Annotated in this window: 17 protein-coding genes and 1 other RNA gene; 14 read left to right on the top strand and 4 right to left on the bottom strand. The window is 35.7% G+C overall.

Going from position 1 to position 15247, the window contains the following annotated elements; all coding sequences use genetic code 11:
* The first annotated feature begins 33 nt into the window (after positions 1-33).
* Both BAZ10_RS14490 and BAZ10_RS14485 read left to right on the top strand, forming a co-directional pair.
* Positions 34-1044: a WD40/YVTN/BNR-like repeat-containing protein gene (locus BAZ10_RS14490; protein ID WP_165689650.1), complete on the top strand. Its 1011-nt coding sequence runs from the start codon at positions 34-36 to the stop codon at positions 1042-1044.
* A gap of 11 nt (positions 1045-1055) precedes the next feature.
* On the top strand, positions 1056-2189 hold the full coding sequence (locus BAZ10_RS14485; protein WP_078772640.1) for a lactonase family protein: 1134 nt from the start codon (positions 1056-1058) through the stop codon (positions 2187-2189).
* An 8-nt stretch (positions 2190-2197) separates the two neighbouring features.
* On the opposite strand, the gene BAZ10_RS14480 is transcribed toward BAZ10_RS14485, so the two are convergent.
* Positions 2198-2680, bottom strand: a complete 483-nt coding sequence (locus BAZ10_RS14480; RefSeq protein ID WP_078772639.1) for a lipocalin-like domain-containing protein — start codon at positions 2678-2680, stop codon at positions 2198-2200.
* Between the two features lie 125 nt (positions 2681-2805).
* Between BAZ10_RS14480 and BAZ10_RS14475 the strand changes: the two genes are divergently transcribed.
* The 3 genes from BAZ10_RS14475 (at position 2806) to BAZ10_RS14460 (ending at position 5689) form a co-directional block, all read left to right on the top strand.
* Complete coding sequence (locus tag BAZ10_RS14475; protein WP_016198645.1) at positions 2806-3642, top strand: 1,4-dihydroxy-2-naphthoyl-CoA synthase; 837 nt, start codon at positions 2806-2808, stop codon at positions 3640-3642.
* Positions 3643-3716: 74 nt separating this feature from the next.
* Positions 3717-4637 carry a 1,4-dihydroxy-2-naphthoate octaprenyltransferase gene (gene menA, locus BAZ10_RS14470; RefSeq protein WP_078772638.1) on the top strand — a complete coding sequence of 307 codons (921 nt, stop codon included), beginning with the start codon at positions 3717-3719 and terminating at the stop codon, positions 4635-4637.
* Between the two features lie 365 nt (positions 4638-5002).
* A complete protein-coding gene (locus tag BAZ10_RS14460; protein WP_078772636.1) occupies positions 5003-5689 on the top strand; it encodes a metal-dependent hydrolase in 687 nt (228 codons plus the stop codon).
* 8 nt (positions 5690-5697) lie between these two features.
* On the opposite strand, the gene ffs is transcribed toward BAZ10_RS14460, so the two are convergent.
* Positions 5698-5795, bottom strand: an RNA gene (ffs, locus tag BAZ10_RS14455) — signal recognition particle sRNA small type.
* Positions 5796-5952: 157 nt separating this feature from the next.
* On the opposite strand from ffs, the gene BAZ10_RS14450 reads away from it, so the two are divergent.
* The 9 genes from BAZ10_RS14450 (at position 5953) to BAZ10_RS14410 (ending at position 13744) form a co-directional block, all read left to right on the top strand.
* Positions 5953-6540 (top strand): DUF4199 domain-containing protein, encoded by a 588-nt coding sequence (locus BAZ10_RS14450; RefSeq protein ID WP_078772635.1) that lies wholly within the window; start codon positions 5953-5955, stop codon positions 6538-6540.
* Positions 6541-6555: 15 nt separating this feature from the next.
* Entirely contained in the window at positions 6556-7506 is a 951-nt protein-coding gene (locus BAZ10_RS14445; protein WP_065082666.1) for a glycosyltransferase family 2 protein, read from the top strand.
* 39 nt (positions 7507-7545) lie between these two features.
* A complete protein-coding gene (locus tag BAZ10_RS14440) occupies positions 7546-8247 on the top strand; it encodes a GIN domain-containing protein (protein ID WP_078772634.1) in 702 nt (233 codons plus the stop codon).
* A gap of 3 nt (positions 8248-8250) precedes the next feature.
* Positions 8251-9963, top strand: a complete 1713-nt coding sequence (locus BAZ10_RS14435; protein ID WP_078772633.1) for a phospho-sugar mutase — start codon at positions 8251-8253, stop codon at positions 9961-9963.
* A 45-nt stretch (positions 9964-10008) separates the two neighbouring features.
* Positions 10009-11262 (top strand): pyridoxal phosphate-dependent aminotransferase, encoded by a 1254-nt coding sequence (locus BAZ10_RS14430; RefSeq protein WP_078772632.1) that lies wholly within the window; start codon positions 10009-10011, stop codon positions 11260-11262.
* 30 nt (positions 11263-11292) lie between these two features.
* Positions 11293-11649, top strand: coding sequence for a four helix bundle protein (locus tag BAZ10_RS14425; RefSeq protein WP_059322394.1), 357 nt, complete (start codon positions 11293-11295; stop codon positions 11647-11649).
* Positions 11650-11679: 30 nt separating this feature from the next.
* Positions 11680-12414, top strand: coding sequence for a 3-deoxy-manno-octulosonate cytidylyltransferase (kdsB, locus tag BAZ10_RS14420; protein WP_078772631.1), 735 nt, complete (start codon positions 11680-11682; stop codon positions 12412-12414).
* A gap of 30 nt (positions 12415-12444) precedes the next feature.
* Entirely contained in the window at positions 12445-13107 is a 663-nt protein-coding gene (locus BAZ10_RS14415; protein WP_078772630.1) for a histidine kinase, read from the top strand.
* Between the two features lie 103 nt (positions 13108-13210).
* Entirely contained in the window at positions 13211-13744 is a 534-nt protein-coding gene (locus BAZ10_RS14410) for a glutathione peroxidase (protein ID WP_078772840.1), read from the top strand.
* 90 nt (positions 13745-13834) lie between these two features.
* Here BAZ10_RS14410 and BAZ10_RS19380 read toward each other — a convergent pair whose 3' ends face one another.
* Both BAZ10_RS19380 and BAZ10_RS14405 read right to left on the bottom strand, forming a co-directional pair.
* Positions 13835-13963 carry a hypothetical protein gene (locus tag BAZ10_RS19380; protein WP_262488187.1) on the bottom strand — a complete coding sequence of 43 codons (129 nt, stop codon included), beginning with the start codon at positions 13961-13963 and terminating at the stop codon, positions 13835-13837.
* Between the two features lie 276 nt (positions 13964-14239).
* Entirely contained in the window at positions 14240-15247 is a 1008-nt protein-coding gene (locus BAZ10_RS14405; protein WP_059156306.1) for an acyl-ACP desaturase, read from the bottom strand.

Here is a 15247-nt window from a genome sequence, read left to right as displayed (position 1 = left end):
AACCCGCTCCGGCGGGTTTTTTATTGAATTATTATGAGAAAAATATTGTCTTTGGGACTATTATCTGTCTCTTTTCTGGGGTTTTCCCAGCAGGTTGAATTCACTACTTTACTGAAAGATAAGATCAGTATCCGCGCTCTGGAGGTATCAAACGGTAAAGTATGGTATTCAGGTACAGAATCTAAGTTTGGTTTTGTAAGCGTAAACGATACATTGGATAAAAAACAAATCCGGCTTTCTGATAAAAATCTTCAGTTTCGTACGCTGGCTCAGGATAAAAAGTATTTATATGCTATTAATATTGAAAGCCCTGCTAACTTTTTCAGAATAGAAAAGCAAAGCCTGAAGGCAGAAAATATTTTTCAGGATAATGCACCGACGGCGTTTTATGATGCCCTACATTTTACAGGAGGCGGAACAGCATATGCATTTAGTGATACTGATGAAAGTCTGAATCTGAAACTGGCGCAGATGAACAAAAAAGGGGAGTGGGCTATCCCTGATTATAAAATGCAGTTAAATAAAGGAGAGGCAGCATTTGCGGCAAGTAATACCAATATAGCATCTTCTGAAAATTATTTATGGATAGCCACCGGAGGTATGTCTTCCAGAATTTTGAGACAAAATCTGAAAACTCAGAAATGGGAAATTTTTAATACACCTTTTGTGCAGGGAAAATCGTCTCAGGGAATCTATTCTATAGATTTTTACGGAGATAAATTTGGAATTGCTGTTGGTGGAGATTATACAGCGCAGAAAGAAAATCAGAACAATATAGCGACTACAACCGATGGCGGGAAAACCTGGGAAATACAAGCTTCCGGCAAAAACGGGGGATACATGACTTGTGTTAAAATTAAACCGGGATCGGGAGGTAAAGAAATTATTGCAGTAGGAGATCAGCATATTAGCTATTCTGCTGATTATGGAAAGACCTGGAAAGTTATTTCTGAAGAAAAAAATCTGTATGTTTGTCAATGGCTGGATAAGAATACTGTAGTTCTTGCAGGAAATAATAAGATTTTGAAAATGAAAATCCAGTAATATATTTAAAAATGAATACAATTTATAAAAGTTTATTGGTACTTACTTCTACTGTTGTAATATGTAGTAATTGTAGTGCTCAGAAAACAAAAACTAATAACGAAATGTATATGTTAGCCGGGACATATACAGCAAAGGGAAGTAAAGGTGTTTATGTATATAAGCTAAATACGGAAACAGGAGCTTCCAAATATGTAAGTGAAGTCGCAGTGGAAGATCCCTCTTATCTGGCTATTAGTAAAAGTGGTAATTATGTCTATACCGTTACCGAAAAAGAAGATCAGCAGAATTCTAAGGTCAATGCATTCTCTTTTGATAAAAAAACTGGTAAGCTAAGCTTTATCAATAGTAAGCCTGCTGGTGGTGGAGCGCCTTGTCATATTAATATATCCCCGGATGGTAAGCATGTTGTAACGGCTAACTATATGGGCGGAAGTATTACGGAATATACGATTAATAATAATGGAAGCTTGGGTGATGCTTCACAGAATATTGTGTTTTCCGGAAACGGAACCGATAAAGAACGACAAACCCAGCCCCATCTTCATTATGTAGCGTTTTCACCGGAAGGGAAGTATCTGTTTGCTGATGATCTTGGTACGGATAAAATCTATAAATATCAGGTGAATAAAGATGCTTCAAAGCTTTTAGCATCTGATAATTCGTCTTTGGTTAAGGTAAAAGATGGTTCCGGTCCGCGACACCTAGCTTTTCACCCTAATAGAAAATATGCATATCTGATTACGGAAATTTCCGGAGATGTTATCGCTTTTAATTATAAAAATGGTACGCTGGAAGAATTCCAGACTGTAAAAGCAGATTCATTAAATGCAAAAGGCAGTGCTGATATTCATATCAGCCCAAATGGGAAATTCCTGTATGCTTCCAATAGACTGAAAGGCGATGGACTAGCTGTTTTTTCGATTGATCAGAAAAATGGAAAGCTTACAAAAGTAGGGTATCAGCCAACGGGTATTCATCCGCGTAATTTTGCAATCACCCCCAATGGTAAATTGTTATTGGTAGCTAACAGAGATAGCGACCAGATTCAGGTTTTTAAAATCGATGCTAAAACAGGCTTACTGAATAATACAAATCAGGATATTAAACTCAGTATGCCGGTTTGTATAAAATTTACAAAATAGAAAAAAAATCAGTGGAGTAGCTGTTGTTGCAGCTGCTCTTCTGTTATTTTCTCCAAATTTTCATAGTGTACTGTTTGCAGTATCTTTGCAACAACAGGATCTTTTTCATTAGCGGCATCCATCGGAATAGAGTTGAAAATCATGTTCTGTGAGTCAAAGTTGGTTATTTTTTCCTCCTGATATATTTCATTTCCGATAAAGAAAACTAATTTTCCCTCATTAATTTTCCAGTATGTTTCTCTGGGATCACTTTTGTAACAGTCCCCAGTGGAGCCTTCGTAATAATTATAAATTGCTGTTCCATCAGCTTTTATAATATAATGTCTTTGCAGGCGGCACGCATCAAAATCCTTTTTTACTTTTTTATTATTCTCATAAAACCCTGCTTCTTTAAGCTTCCAAATTCCGATGACAGCTTCAGGGGAAATTATTTGTTGTGCAAAGCTAAAGAGACTAAAGCCAGTGATTAAGAAACTCAAGGTTTTCTTCATAAATTGTGTTTTGAAAAAGGATCACCAAAAATACATTAATTTTATAAATTACAGTAAATCATTGTGGATGTTCAACTCTTAAAATTCCTAATTTAACCGTATCTTTGAGGAAAATTTTTCAGACTATGATCGAGTGGAAAACCGCAAAAGAATACGAAGATATTACTTATAAAAAATGTAATGGTGTAGCAAGGATAGCTTTCAACAGACCAGAAATCCGCAACGCTTTCAGACCAAAGACAACTTCAGAATTATATGATGCTTTTTACGATGCATATGAAGATCCGTCAATCGGGGTAGTTTTACTATCCGGAGAAGGGCCAAGTCCAAAAGATGGTGGATGGGCTTTCTGTAGTGGTGGAGATCAAAAAGCACGTGGCCACCAGGGTTATGTTGGAGAAGATGGAAGACATCGTTTGAATATTCTGGAAGTACAACGTTTAATCCGTTTCATGCCTAAAGTTGTTATCGCGGTTGTTCCGGGATGGGCTGTAGGTGGAGGACACTCACTACACGTTGTATGTGATCTTACTTTAGCAAGTGAAGAGCATGCTATTTTCAAACAAACAGATGCCGATGTTACCAGCTTCGATGGTGGTTATGGTTCTGCATACCTGGCTAAAATGGTAGGGCAGAAAAAGGCTCGTGAAATATTCTTCTTAGGTAGAAATTACTCTGCACAGGAAGCTTTTGAGATGGGAATGGTAAATAAAGTTGTTCCTCATGCCGAGTTAGAAGATACTGCTTATGAATGGGCACAGGAAATTTTAGCGAAATCACCAACTTCTATTCGTATGCTGAAATTTGCAATGAACCTTACTGATGATGGTATGGTTGGACAGCAGGTTTTTGCAGGTGAAGCTACCCGTTTGGCTTACATGACAGATGAAGCTAAAGAAGGAAGAAATGCTTTCCTTGAAAAAAGAAAACCAGACTTTGGAGAAGATCAATGGATCTCTTAAAATAAGAAGTTGGAGGTTAGAAATTGGATTTAAATAACCAAATTCTAACCTCTAATATCTAATATCTAAATATTATGATTGAATGGATAAAAGCAGCTCGTCTGCGAACATTACCACTTTCCCTTAGTGGTATTATTTTAGGTTCCCTTATTGCAAAATGGAAGCTTAATTCTGTAGGAGAAAGCTGGGATGTATGGGTTTTTGTACTGGCTTTAGTGGTGACGCTTTTGTATCAGGTGTTATCTAATTATGCGAATGATTACGGTGATGGTGTAAAAGGTACAGATAAAAAGAGAGTAGGAGAGGCAGAAGCCCGCGCCGTGGCTTCGGGGAAAATAACAGCGAAACAAATGCGTAATGCAGTCATTTTGTTTTCTGTTTTGTCATTGGCTTTTACTGTTTTATTGTTGTATAAAGCATTCTTTCCGGGGCACATTCAGGCATTTTATGTTTTCATAGGTTTAGGGATTGCCTGTATTTTTGCAGCAATTGGTTATACGGTAGGAAAAAGACCTTATGGTTACATGGGGCTGGGAGATGTATTTGTATTTATATTTTTCGGACTTGTGTCTGTAATGGGGTCTTACTATCTGTTTACTAAAACGTTCGACTGGCAGATGATTTTACCGGCAACAGCTGTAGGATTGTTCAGTGTAGCTGTTCTTAACCTGAATAATATGCGGGATATAGAAAGTGATGCAGAGAGCGGAAAGCATACTCTTGCGTTAAAAATGGGCTTTAAAAAGGCAATGATCTACGAGATCATCTTGTTACAGTTGCCTCTTATTCTGATTTTAACCTATATGATGGTGTATGAAATCAGAAGTTATTATGCCTACATATTTATTATTCTTTTTCTGCCTTTAATGGCTTTACGAAGAAGGATAATGGAGACTAAAGAACCAAGAAATCTGGATCCTTACCTGAAGCAGGTTGCTATTATGTGTTTTGCAATGAGCCTGCTTACAGGGATAGGTTTGAACCTGATTAGATAAAGAGAAATAGAATGAGCAGAAGGCTTACTATAAAATTAATTTTCTTTCTGTCCGTTCTGGTTGGATTAATTTTCCTTTATTTATTATTAAGGGAATTTATAGAAGGGTTAACAATTTCGGAACTTGAAATTTTCCCTTCTGTTCTAATGTTTGTTGCAATAGGAAATTTGTATGTTTCGGTCTTGCTTTTAAGAAAAAAGATTAATCCATACGCCTGGCTTTTAGTAATACAGATTTTATTGAATATATTTTTCTGCTTAATTTTTACTATTATTTCTATTACGGAATAAAAGTATGTAGATAATGCAGATTATTTTTTAGTACTCATAAGATCAATATTTGTTTAAATAAAAAAATAAGAGAATATGAAATTTACTTTTTTAGGACAAAACTGTTTTTTGTTCACTTACAAAGGAAAAAATATCCTTTCAGACCCTTTCTATAATTATCAGAAAGAACAGTCCGGATTTGATATTAAAGCACACAAAATTGACTATATTTTGTTAACGCATGCACATGGCGATCATATTGCGGATGTGGAAGAGGTATTGGCTCATTATCCGGAAGCAACTATTATTGGGGTGCCAGAAGTATGCGGTTATTTTAAAAACGCGAAAAATACATGTGATATTAACCTGGGAGGATCTGCAAAAGTTGAAGATCTTAAGATCTCTATTGTGCCGGCTCATCATACCAGTTCTTTTCCGGATGGTACTTATGGTGGTGTACCGGTAGGTTATATTTTCAGACTTCCTGAAGGAAGAAATATGTACTTGGCAGGTGATACAGGGGTAATGGCTGATATGGAACTATTCCCAAGGCTTTTTGGTAAAATCGATTTATCAATTCTGCCGGTAGGAAGTCATTATACAATGTGTCCGAGAAAAGCTGCATTTGCTGCAGGCGAATTATTGAAAACTCCGAAAGTAATTGGATGTCATTTCGATACTTTTCCTCCAATTACAATTAATCACGACAGTGCAATGAAGCATTTTGAAGAGAAAAATGTGGAGTTGGTTTTACCGAAACTGGGTGAGGAATTTGAATTTTAAGAAATAAAAAATGGCAAGCTACCTACATCACACCGCTACGACCAATTACCTTTGCTGTGTTCCCACCCTGGAGGATTCTCAGGAGCTGGTTGTGTAGGACTTGCCAGTGCAAATATAGAAATTATTTACGAATCCGGAAGAAAGATCCAAGAAAAAAAGTGTAATGATCCCCGTAAAATGGGATAAATAGCTGATTTATAAATTAATATTTTTATTATTTTTTTTCTGAAATCGGACTTCCAACATCTATTATTATTAAAAATATGACGAAAAATCCTGTAGCTATCGGGTTAGTGTTGTTCGGAATTACCATGTTGGCGTTCTTTGTAGTGTACTATTTTTTTGCAAATGCCAGTTATTATAGTACCTCTATGAAGGTAAATGCATTTGGAATGCCTTTTTTGTATGCAGTTGGAGGATTTCTCTCTGTATATTGGTATAGAGGAGCCGGGAAAATAACTTATCCGCAGGCTTTTAAGCAAGCTTTTGTAACATTATTTATAGGAGGATTTCTTTCTGTAATGTCCATTTTTGCTTTTCTTAATTATGTAGATACCGATGCCAGAGATTTACTAAACCATCAGTATATTCAGACCGAATTAACCAATCTGGATGAAGCTTATGCTAAGCAAAAGTCTGAAGCAGTACATCTTAAAGATCAGAGCAAATTGGGAGAATTAGACAAAAATTATAAAGATGCAAAACTTGCAAGAGAAGCTGCAATAAAGGAGAATAGAAATTATTTTTCATTCAGTTTTCTTTCTGCCGTTTTTGGAGGCTTTATGTTATTTTATCTACTTTTGTCAATCGTAATAGCAGCGTTTTTGAAGAACAAAAAGCGCTACGAATAAAATTAAAAATACTGAATGGATCTTTCTATTATTATCCCGCTTCTTAATGAAGAACAATCTCTTGAAGAGCTTTTTTCCAGAATAGACAATGTATGTAATGAGAATGATTTCTCTTATGAAGTATGGTTTGTGGATGATGGTTCTACCGACAATTCATGGGGCGTTATACAACTGCTTTCTGCATCACATCCGCAGGTACATGCTATAAGATTTACCCGTAATTATGGTAAATCTCAGGCTTTACATGCTGCTTTTGAAAAAGCTAAAGGCGAAGTTGTAATTACTATGGATGCCGACCTTCAGGACTTCCCGGAAGAAATACCTGGACTGGTAGAAAAACTAAGAGAAGGGAATTACGATATTGTAAGTGGCTGGAAAAAGAAGCGTTTTGATAATGTAATGACCAAGAATATCCCTTCTAAATTATTCAATGCTTCGGCAAGGAAAGTTTCGGGAGTTTTCTTACACGATTTCAACTGCGGATTGAAAGCTTACAAAAAACAAGTTGTTAAAACTGTAGATGTATACGGGGATATGCACCGTTATATTCCGGTATTGGCAGCTCATGCAGGATTTAAAAATATCACTGAAAAAGAAGTAAAGCACCAGGCGCGTCCTTATGGTACTTCCAAATTTGGTGCAAACCGTTTTATCAGAGGATTTTTAGATCTTATAACTTTATGGTTCGTAAGCCGTTTTGGTGGTCGTCCAATGCATTTCTTTGGTGCCGCAGGTACCGTAATGTTTATTATAGGTTTTCTTTCAGCTTTATGGTTGGGGATTTCTAAGCTAATAGATGTTGCAAGAGGAATGTATGGACATCTGATTGCAGATAACCCTTGGTTCTATATCGCATTAACAATGATGGTGCTTGGAACTCAGCTGTTTATTGCCGGATTCCTTGGCGAGATGTTGATCAGAACTAATCGTGAACGTAAAAATTATCATATTGAAGAGATAATTTAATTGAAAAATAACTAAATTGAAACTTCAATTTTAACGCAGATGAAAAACTTATTTTATGTATTTCTTGTCATCGGTTTGGTTTCTTGTTCAAAGGTAAAACCTAAGGGCGAAATTGCAACTAAAGATGTAGCAGTTCAGGATTTTAATAAACTGGATGTCAGTGGAAAATTTAAAATTTTCTATGTACAAAATCCTAAAAATATGGTTTCCGTAGAAACCTATCCAAATGTCTTTGATAATCTTAAAATTGAAGTAAAAGATAAAACGCTTTATATTTCAGAGAAAAGCAAGACAGAAGGTGTGGATATGTACAATATTATGTTATACTCTAAAAATAACTTAGAAAGTATAGCAATGGCAGATTCAACAGATATTACAATTTCCAGCCAGATGTCGGTGCCGGCATTTAAACTGAAGATTAAAGACAATGCTAAATTTATGGGTTCTGTTTTGGCTAATAAAGCAGATATAACCATGACTAACAAGGCAAAAGCAAATCTTTTAGGCAGAACGCTGGATGCAAATATTGCGATTAGTGACACTGCGAGTATTATTTCTCCTTACTGGTACATTAATAATCTGAATATAACTTCTAAAAATGGAAATTATTCAGAATTTTCAGTGGATGATGAACTAAACGGAAATTTGGGAAATACTGCAGAATTAGTATACTATGGTAATCCGCAGAAGAAAATAAAAGTAACTGACAAAGCTAAATTAGAACAAAAACAAAAACCTTAATATATGACGTCATTAGATAAAGCAAAATTGTGGCTAGGAGAAGGTTTCGACGATGAAACAAAAAAAGAAGTTCAGGCATTAATAGATAACAATCCGGCAGAGTTGGATGATGCTTTTTATAAAAATCTGGAATTCGGAACAGGAGGTATGCGCGGAATTATGGGTGTTGGTACCAACCGTCTGAATAAATATACATTAGGGCAGGCAACACAGGGATTAGCAAACTACCTTCATCAACAATTTCCGGGTGAACAAATTAAAGTTGCTATCGCTTATGACGTGCGTCACAATTCTCCAGAATTCGGAAAATTAGTTACAGATGTTTTAACGGCAAATGGTATTAAAGTTTTACTATTTAAAGAACACAGGCCAACTCCGGAATTGTCTTTTACAGTAAGAGATAAGAAATGTAATGCTGGTATTGTTTTAACAGCATCACACAATCCGCCGGAATATAATGGCTATAAAGTATACTGGAATGACGGAGCACAGGTAGTTCCGCCACATGATAACGGAATTATTTCCGAAGTAGAAAAAACTCAGTTTAATGAGATTAAATTCGACGGAAACGATGATTTAATTGAATGGATAGGAGCAGATCAGGATGATGTTTATATCGATGCTTGTATTGAAAATTCATTATATCAGAACGTTGGTAGAGATCTGTTGAATATTGTTTTCACTTCTATCCATGGAACAACATATACAACTATTCCTAAAGCTCTTGCAAAAGCAGGCTTTACAAGAGTAGATCTGGTTACGGAACAAATGATCCCTAGTGGAAACTTCCCGACAGTAGAATCTCCAAACCCTGAAGAGCCTGCTGCACTTTCTATGGCAATGGATCTGGCTAAGGTTACCAATGCTGACATTGTAATAGGAACAGACCCGGATGGTGACAGATTAGGAATTGCTGTAAGAAATCTGGATGGAGAAATGCAGTTGTTAAACGGAAATCAGACCAATACATTCCTTACTTATTATATTTTAGATCAGTGGAAAAAACAAGGTAGAATTACAGGAAAAGAATTTATCGGATCTACAATCGTAACTTCTGATATTTTCTATGATATTGCTAAGAAATTTGGAGTTGACTGTAAGGTTGGATTGACCGGATTCAAATGGATTGGTAAAATGATCCGTGAAGCAGAAGGACAGGAGAAATTTGTTTGTGGAGGTGAAGAGAGCTTTGGGTTTATGACCGGAGATTTCGTTCGTGATAAAGACTCTTGCGGAAGTATTCTTTTAGCTTGCGAAATTGCTGCATGGTGCAAAGCCAATGGTAAAACAATCTATGAGTACCTTATCGATATCTACAAAGATCTTGGAATGTACTATGAAGGATTGGTAAATATTACGAAAAAAGGAAAAGATGGTGCAGATCAGATTAAGCAGATGATGACAGATTTCCGTCAGTCTCCGCCAAAAACTTTAGCAGGATCCGCTGTAGCAGAAGTAAAAGATTTCCAGGAGCAGACAAGTCTTGTAATTGCTACGAATGAGAAGTCTGTAATGAATGATATTCCGAAATCTAACGTATTAATTTATTATACAGAAGACGGAACAAAAGTATGTATTCGTCCTTCCGGAACAGAACCAAAGATTAAATTCTACGTTTCTGTAAAAGCACAAATCTCTTCCGAACAGGATTTTAAAGATAAATTAGTTTCTCTGGAGGCTAAAATACAGCAGATTAAAACAGACTTGAATTTATAATCAACCAAATAAAAGACCGTTAATCTATAACTGTCCACTAAAAATATGAAAGTATCTAAACTAGCCGCAAACCTTATAGGCTCAGAAATTGTAAAAATAGGAAATGAAGTTAACGATATGAAGGCTAAAGGAGCTGAAATCGCTAACCTTACTATTGGAGATTTAAACTCCAATATTTATCCAATTCCTGCGGGATTAAAAGACGAAATTCAGAAAGCTTATCAGAATAATCTTACCAATTATCCGCCAGCAAACGGATTATTGGGTCTAAGAACGGCTGTTTCCAAAGATCTTAAATCAAGATGGGGATTAGATTATGCGGCAGGTGATATTTTAATTACTGCAGGGTCACGTCCTTTGATTTATGCAGTTTATAAAACCATTGTAGACGAAGGTGATAAAGTAATTTATCCTACACCTTCTTGGAATAACAATCATTATGCATACCTTACTTCAGCTAATGCGGTAGAAGTAAAAACAACTCAGGAAAACAATTTCCTGCCAACAGCAGATGATTTAAGACCACACTTATCAGATGCAGTTTTATTAGCTTTATGCTCTCCGCTTAATCCTACAGGGACAATGTTTACCAAAGAGCAGCTTTCCGATATCTGTGAAATGGTATTGGAGGAAAATAAAAAGCGTGGTGCAGACGAGAAGCCTCTATATCTGATGTATGATCAGATTTATTCCAATCTTACTTTTGAAGCAGAGCACTTTAATCCGGTTTCTTTATTCCCGGAAATGAAAGAATATACGATCTATATTGATGGTATTTCTAAATGTCTTGCTGCAACAGGAGTACGTGTAGGATGGGGATTCGGACCAAGTCTTATTATGGGGAAAATGGCTGCCTTGTTAACGCACGTTGGAGCATGGGCTCCAAAGCCAGAGCAGGAGGCTACAGCTAAGTTTTATGAAAACCAGGAAAATGTAGATCATTTTGTTACGGATTTCAAAGATAAATTACAGGCAAGCTTGAAAGTTCTACACGAAGGAATTCAGGAGATTAAAAATAAAGGATTGGCAGTAGAGAGTATTCAGCCTATGGGCGCTTTATACCTTACAATTAAGCTTGACTTTATTGGTAAAACAAAACCAGACGGAGCGAAAATAGAAAACTCTTCAGATTTAGTATTCTATTTAATTCAGGAAGGCGGCGTTGCATTAGTTCCATTCTCTGCTTTCGGTTGCGAAGTTACAGAACCATGGTTCCGTGCATCAGTAGGAGGTCTTTCTCTTGATGAAATCAAGAACATGTTACCAAAACTGGAGCAAGCACTTGCTAAATTAGTATAACATTCAGTTATAAGTTATGAATAATGAGGTATGAGTGAAAACAGCATCATTGGACAGAAGAGTTTTGAGTTTGCCATTTGCATTGTAAATTTTTATAAGAAATTTACTGCAGAAAAGAAAGAATTTATAATTTCTAAACAAATTATGCGTTCAGGAACTTCTATAGGTGCAAATGTCAGAGAAGCTCTAAATGGACAAAGTAAAGCTGATTTCATTCATAAACTTTCAATCGCTCAGAAGGAATGTGATGAAACCATTTATTGGCTAGAATTGCTAAAAGCAACCGATTATATAGAAGAATCAGAGTTTACCAATTTACATTCCGGAGCATTGGAATTACTTAAAATTATTAGAAGTATTATTATCACAAGCAAGAAGAACTCATAACTTATAACTCATAATTTATAACTTTATAACATGAAAGTAATCGCAGTTATTCCTGCACGTTATAATTCTACCAGATTTCCTGGAAAATTAATGGAGATTCTGGAGGATAAAACTGTAATCTCTACAACCTATAAAAATGTTGAAGAAACAGGTTTGTTTGATGATGTTTTTGTAGCTACAGATTCAGAGATTATCTTTGAAGAAGTAACAAGAAGCGGAGGCAAGGCTGTAATGACAGGTGAGCATGAAACGGGAAGTGACAGGATAGCAGAAGCGGTTCAGAATATCGATTGCGATATTGTGATTAACGTTCAGGGGGATGAACCTTTTCTGAAAAAAGAACCTCTTGGCCAACTGATAAAAGTATTCGAAAACGATCCTAATGCAGAAATTTCATTAGCTTCGCTGAAAATAAAACTTCACAATGCTGAAGAAGTACAGAATCCTAATAATGTAAAAGTAATTACCGACAACAACGGTTTTGCACTTTATTTTAGCCGTTCTGTAATTCCTTATCCAAGAGAAGAATCTTTTCAGGCAGAATATTTTAAACATATTGGCGTTTATGCTTTTAGAAAACAGGCATTACTTAACTTTGCCAGACTTCAGCAAAAGCCTTTGGAAATAGCTGAGAAAATTGAATGTATCAGATATCTGGAATACGGGATGAAGATAAAACTTCTCGAAACCGATTTTATCGGCGTAGGTATTGATACTCCGGATGATCTGAAAAAGGCTAAGGAGATTATAGCTAATAAAGGCTAATCTCCGGAAATATTAACTTTAAAAATATTTATGAAGAAACTTATTTTAGTTGTACTTGTTGGTGTCTGCCAAATGTTTTTCTCCCAGACAGCGGAGCAAATTATTGAAAAAAACATTCAGAGTACAGGAGGATTAACACAGTGGAAATTGCTTAACTCTATAATGTTACAGGGGAAAGTAGTTCTGGGTGTTAGTGAAGAATATCCTGTTAAAATATTCCAGCAAAGACCTAATCTGAAGAAAACAAGCTTTACCATTAAAGGAAAAGAGTATGCAATTGAAGGTTTTGACGGAGAGAAAGGTTATTCTATGAATTTTGCAACGAATAAGCTGGTAGAAGTAAAAGATTATGTTGCAGAAAGTTTCGATACAGACTTTATAGATTATGATTCTAAAGGGTTTGTAGCAAACTATCTGGGCAAAGAAAAAATCGGTAACGTAGATTGTTTTAAAGTGGAATTGGTAAAGAATGTAAACAAAACTATTTACTATTTTGATGCCAATACGTATATGCTTGTAAGAGAGATTAACAAAACAGATATTCTAACTTATTATGATTACCGTAAAGTAGGGAATCTGTTAATGCCATTCAGAATTGAATCTTCATCTCAGAAAAAAGAAGGAGATTATGTACTTTTGTTTAGTAAAATAGAAGTGAATAAAGTATTCCCGAATAATACTTTTAAATTTTAATAAAATATAAATATTATAAAACGGGCATGATTCGTTAATAATTTTAAGGATGAAGACTATCATGCGAGTACCATCCGACCAAATTTTAAAAAAATATTTACAGATGAAAAAGTTCTTATTATTTGCATTGTCTGTGGCAGGAGTTCTTTTTATTGCAGCACAAAGCAAGACTATCTATAGCTATAAAGTGGAAGGGCTTACTGGTGACGAAATTGATTTCTCTAAATTCAAAGGGAAAAAAATTCTTGTTGTAAACACTGCTTCTAAATGTGGTTTCACACCTCAGTATGCGGACCTGGAGAAGATCTACCAGGATTATAAAGATAAACTGGTTATTGTTGGCTTTCCGGCAAATAACTTTGGACAGCAGGAACCGGGAACAAATGAAGATATACATAGCTTCTGTGAAGCTAATTACGGAGTATCTTTCCCTATGGCTGCGAAAGTTTCTGTAAAAGGAGAAGATATTGCACCAATATTTAAATTCCTTACAGAAAAAAAGCAAAATGGAGTAAAAGACACTGATATTGCGTGGAACTTCACGAAGTTTTTACTGGATGATAAAGGAAAATTAATCAATTCATTCCCGAGTAAAGTAAAACCTACAGACGAGGCTATTGTAAAATATCTGAAATAATAAAAGTAAGGCTTTAAAAAATAACAAACAGCAGGTTCAACTGAGCCTGCTGTTTTTCTGTTATTAAGGATCAGGTGCAAAAGTTGGAGACTAAGAGAAAAGTTGTGTTAATCTGAATAGGAAAAATATGCTGTTCTTTACTCCTTTAATCTGCATTTTGAAGTAATATTTACTCTCCTTATCAAGATAGCATTCCTCCGGAACGCCTTGAATTTTCATATTTATAATCTATAGAGATAAAGCTCCTGACGGAGCTCCCCATTCATTATAATGAACTATATTTTCCATATGAGATAGAGGAATAGCAGGAATCAGAATAAAGCTCCGGAGGAGCCTAATTTGTGTAAAAACAGATGTATAGGAAAGTAAGTATTCAGGAGGAATACTATCTCCAAACAGTAATGTTTTCTCTGGATCTCCCAGAATTTGTATCTGACCTGTTATTAATGTAAAAATGCAGCCCTAAAGGCTGCATTTTGTATTTCTGTACTGTTTTTAGAATGAGAATTTAGGGTTACTTAACCAGTGTAAGTTTATTTCCTCCGGAACTTTCATTCTTTCAGCAATCTTTTTATAACGATCAGACAAACGACACAGATAATCCTGAGCCTTTGTAAATCCATCCTGTAAACCAGTTAAAGTTTCAATTTTCCAGTACTTAACAAGGTGGTCTATAATAGCAGCATAATCCCATGTTGTATATACACCGATTTGCTGAGTAATAGCCGAGAAATCGATAAATATATTGCTCTTTGAAGCCTGATCATCCATTAGCATAGCCGGCATAGAAATCTGCTTACGCATCATTCTTTCAAAAGCTGCAATAGCACCATTAGGATCTTTCTTGAAGATTTCTGTCATAAAAGACTTATAGGCATTTTCATGTCTTGCTTCATCACCTGCAATTTGCTTACAGATTTTAGACAGAACATTATCTCCAGCCTTATCAGCCAGTTTCCCTGTATTTACGTGAGATATTTTTGTAGCTCTTTCCTGGAAGGATGTATAGATAATAGACTGATATGGATCTTTTTCTGCATCAGGATCGAATCCGTTATAGATAAGGCGGTGAATCGTCTGTTCTACCTTTTTCATATCGCAACGTCCACTCAGGTACAAGTATTTATTAAGAAGATCACCATGACGGTTTTCTTCAGCTGTCCATGCTCTGGACCATCTTGCCCAGCCCTTATCGGAAGTTACTTCTTTATCTTCATTGAAAATTAAACTGAAATAAGTCTGGTAGCTAGGTAATGCCTCTTCAGTGATCATATTTCCTACCAATGAGGTGATTACAGTATTGGGAATGTTAGCAGCTCTTTCGCGTAATTTTTTAATCTCGTCCAATGCATCCTCCCTTTCCATATCTGGTAAAAAGTCATTAGGTTGCCAACAATCATCCGGGTCCATTAATTTATCATCAACGGCCTCTGAAACAAAACTATCCATGGATCTGATCACGTCAAATCTATCATGGTATTCCTGCAATTCTTTCGTATTCAT

Origin of the sequence: Elizabethkingia occulta, from assembly GCF_002023715.1 — a bacterium.
In the GTDB taxonomy this organism is placed as follows: Bacteria; Bacteroidota; Bacteroidia; order Flavobacteriales; family Weeksellaceae; genus Elizabethkingia; species Elizabethkingia occulta.
Note: the sequence above shows the minus strand (reverse complement) of the source record. Positions and strands in the feature narration are given on the sequence as shown.

What these genes read in the sequence shown, in the direction of transcription:
- BAZ10_RS14490 (WP_165689650.1), top strand. Translation starts at nt 34, where the DNA reads ATGAGAAAAATATTGTCTTTGGGACTATTATCTGTCTCTTTTCTGGGG.
- BAZ10_RS14485 (WP_078772640.1), top strand. Translation starts at nt 1,056, where the DNA reads ATGAATACAATTTATAAAAGTTTATTGGTACTTACTTCTACTGTTGTA.
- BAZ10_RS14480 (WP_078772639.1), bottom strand. Translation starts at nt 2,680, where the DNA reads ATGAAGAAAACCTTGAGTTTCTTAATCACTGGCTTTAGTCTCTTTAGC.
- BAZ10_RS14475 (WP_016198645.1), top strand. Translation starts at nt 2,806, where the DNA reads ATGATCGAGTGGAAAACCGCAAAAGAATACGAAGATATTACTTATAAA.
- menA (WP_078772638.1), top strand. Translation starts at nt 3,717, where the DNA reads ATGATTGAATGGATAAAAGCAGCTCGTCTGCGAACATTACCACTTTCC.
- BAZ10_RS14460 (WP_078772636.1), top strand. Translation starts at nt 5,003, where the DNA reads ATGAAATTTACTTTTTTAGGACAAAACTGTTTTTTGTTCACTTACAAA.
- BAZ10_RS14450 (WP_078772635.1), top strand. Translation starts at nt 5,953, where the DNA reads ATGACGAAAAATCCTGTAGCTATCGGGTTAGTGTTGTTCGGAATTACC.
- BAZ10_RS14445 (WP_065082666.1), top strand. Translation starts at nt 6,556, where the DNA reads ATGGATCTTTCTATTATTATCCCGCTTCTTAATGAAGAACAATCTCTT.
- BAZ10_RS14440 (WP_078772634.1), top strand. Translation starts at nt 7,546, where the DNA reads ATGAAAAACTTATTTTATGTATTTCTTGTCATCGGTTTGGTTTCTTGT.
- BAZ10_RS14435 (WP_078772633.1), top strand. Translation starts at nt 8,251, where the DNA reads ATGACGTCATTAGATAAAGCAAAATTGTGGCTAGGAGAAGGTTTCGAC.
- BAZ10_RS14430 (WP_078772632.1), top strand. Translation starts at nt 10,009, where the DNA reads ATGAAAGTATCTAAACTAGCCGCAAACCTTATAGGCTCAGAAATTGTA.
- BAZ10_RS14425 (WP_059322394.1), top strand. Translation starts at nt 11,293, where the DNA reads ATGAGTGAAAACAGCATCATTGGACAGAAGAGTTTTGAGTTTGCCATT.
- kdsB (WP_078772631.1), top strand. Translation starts at nt 11,680, where the DNA reads ATGAAAGTAATCGCAGTTATTCCTGCACGTTATAATTCTACCAGATTT.
- BAZ10_RS14415 (WP_078772630.1), top strand. Translation starts at nt 12,445, where the DNA reads ATGAAGAAACTTATTTTAGTTGTACTTGTTGGTGTCTGCCAAATGTTT.
- BAZ10_RS14410 (WP_078772840.1), top strand. Translation starts at nt 13,211, where the DNA reads ATGAAAAAGTTCTTATTATTTGCATTGTCTGTGGCAGGAGTTCTTTTT.
- BAZ10_RS19380 (WP_262488187.1), bottom strand. Translation starts at nt 13,963, where the DNA reads ATGAAAATTCAAGGCGTTCCGGAGGAATGCTATCTTGATAAGGAGAGT.
- BAZ10_RS14405 (WP_059156306.1), bottom strand. Translation starts at nt 15,247, where the DNA reads ATGAATACGAAAGAATTGCAGGAATACCATGATAGATTTGACGTGATC.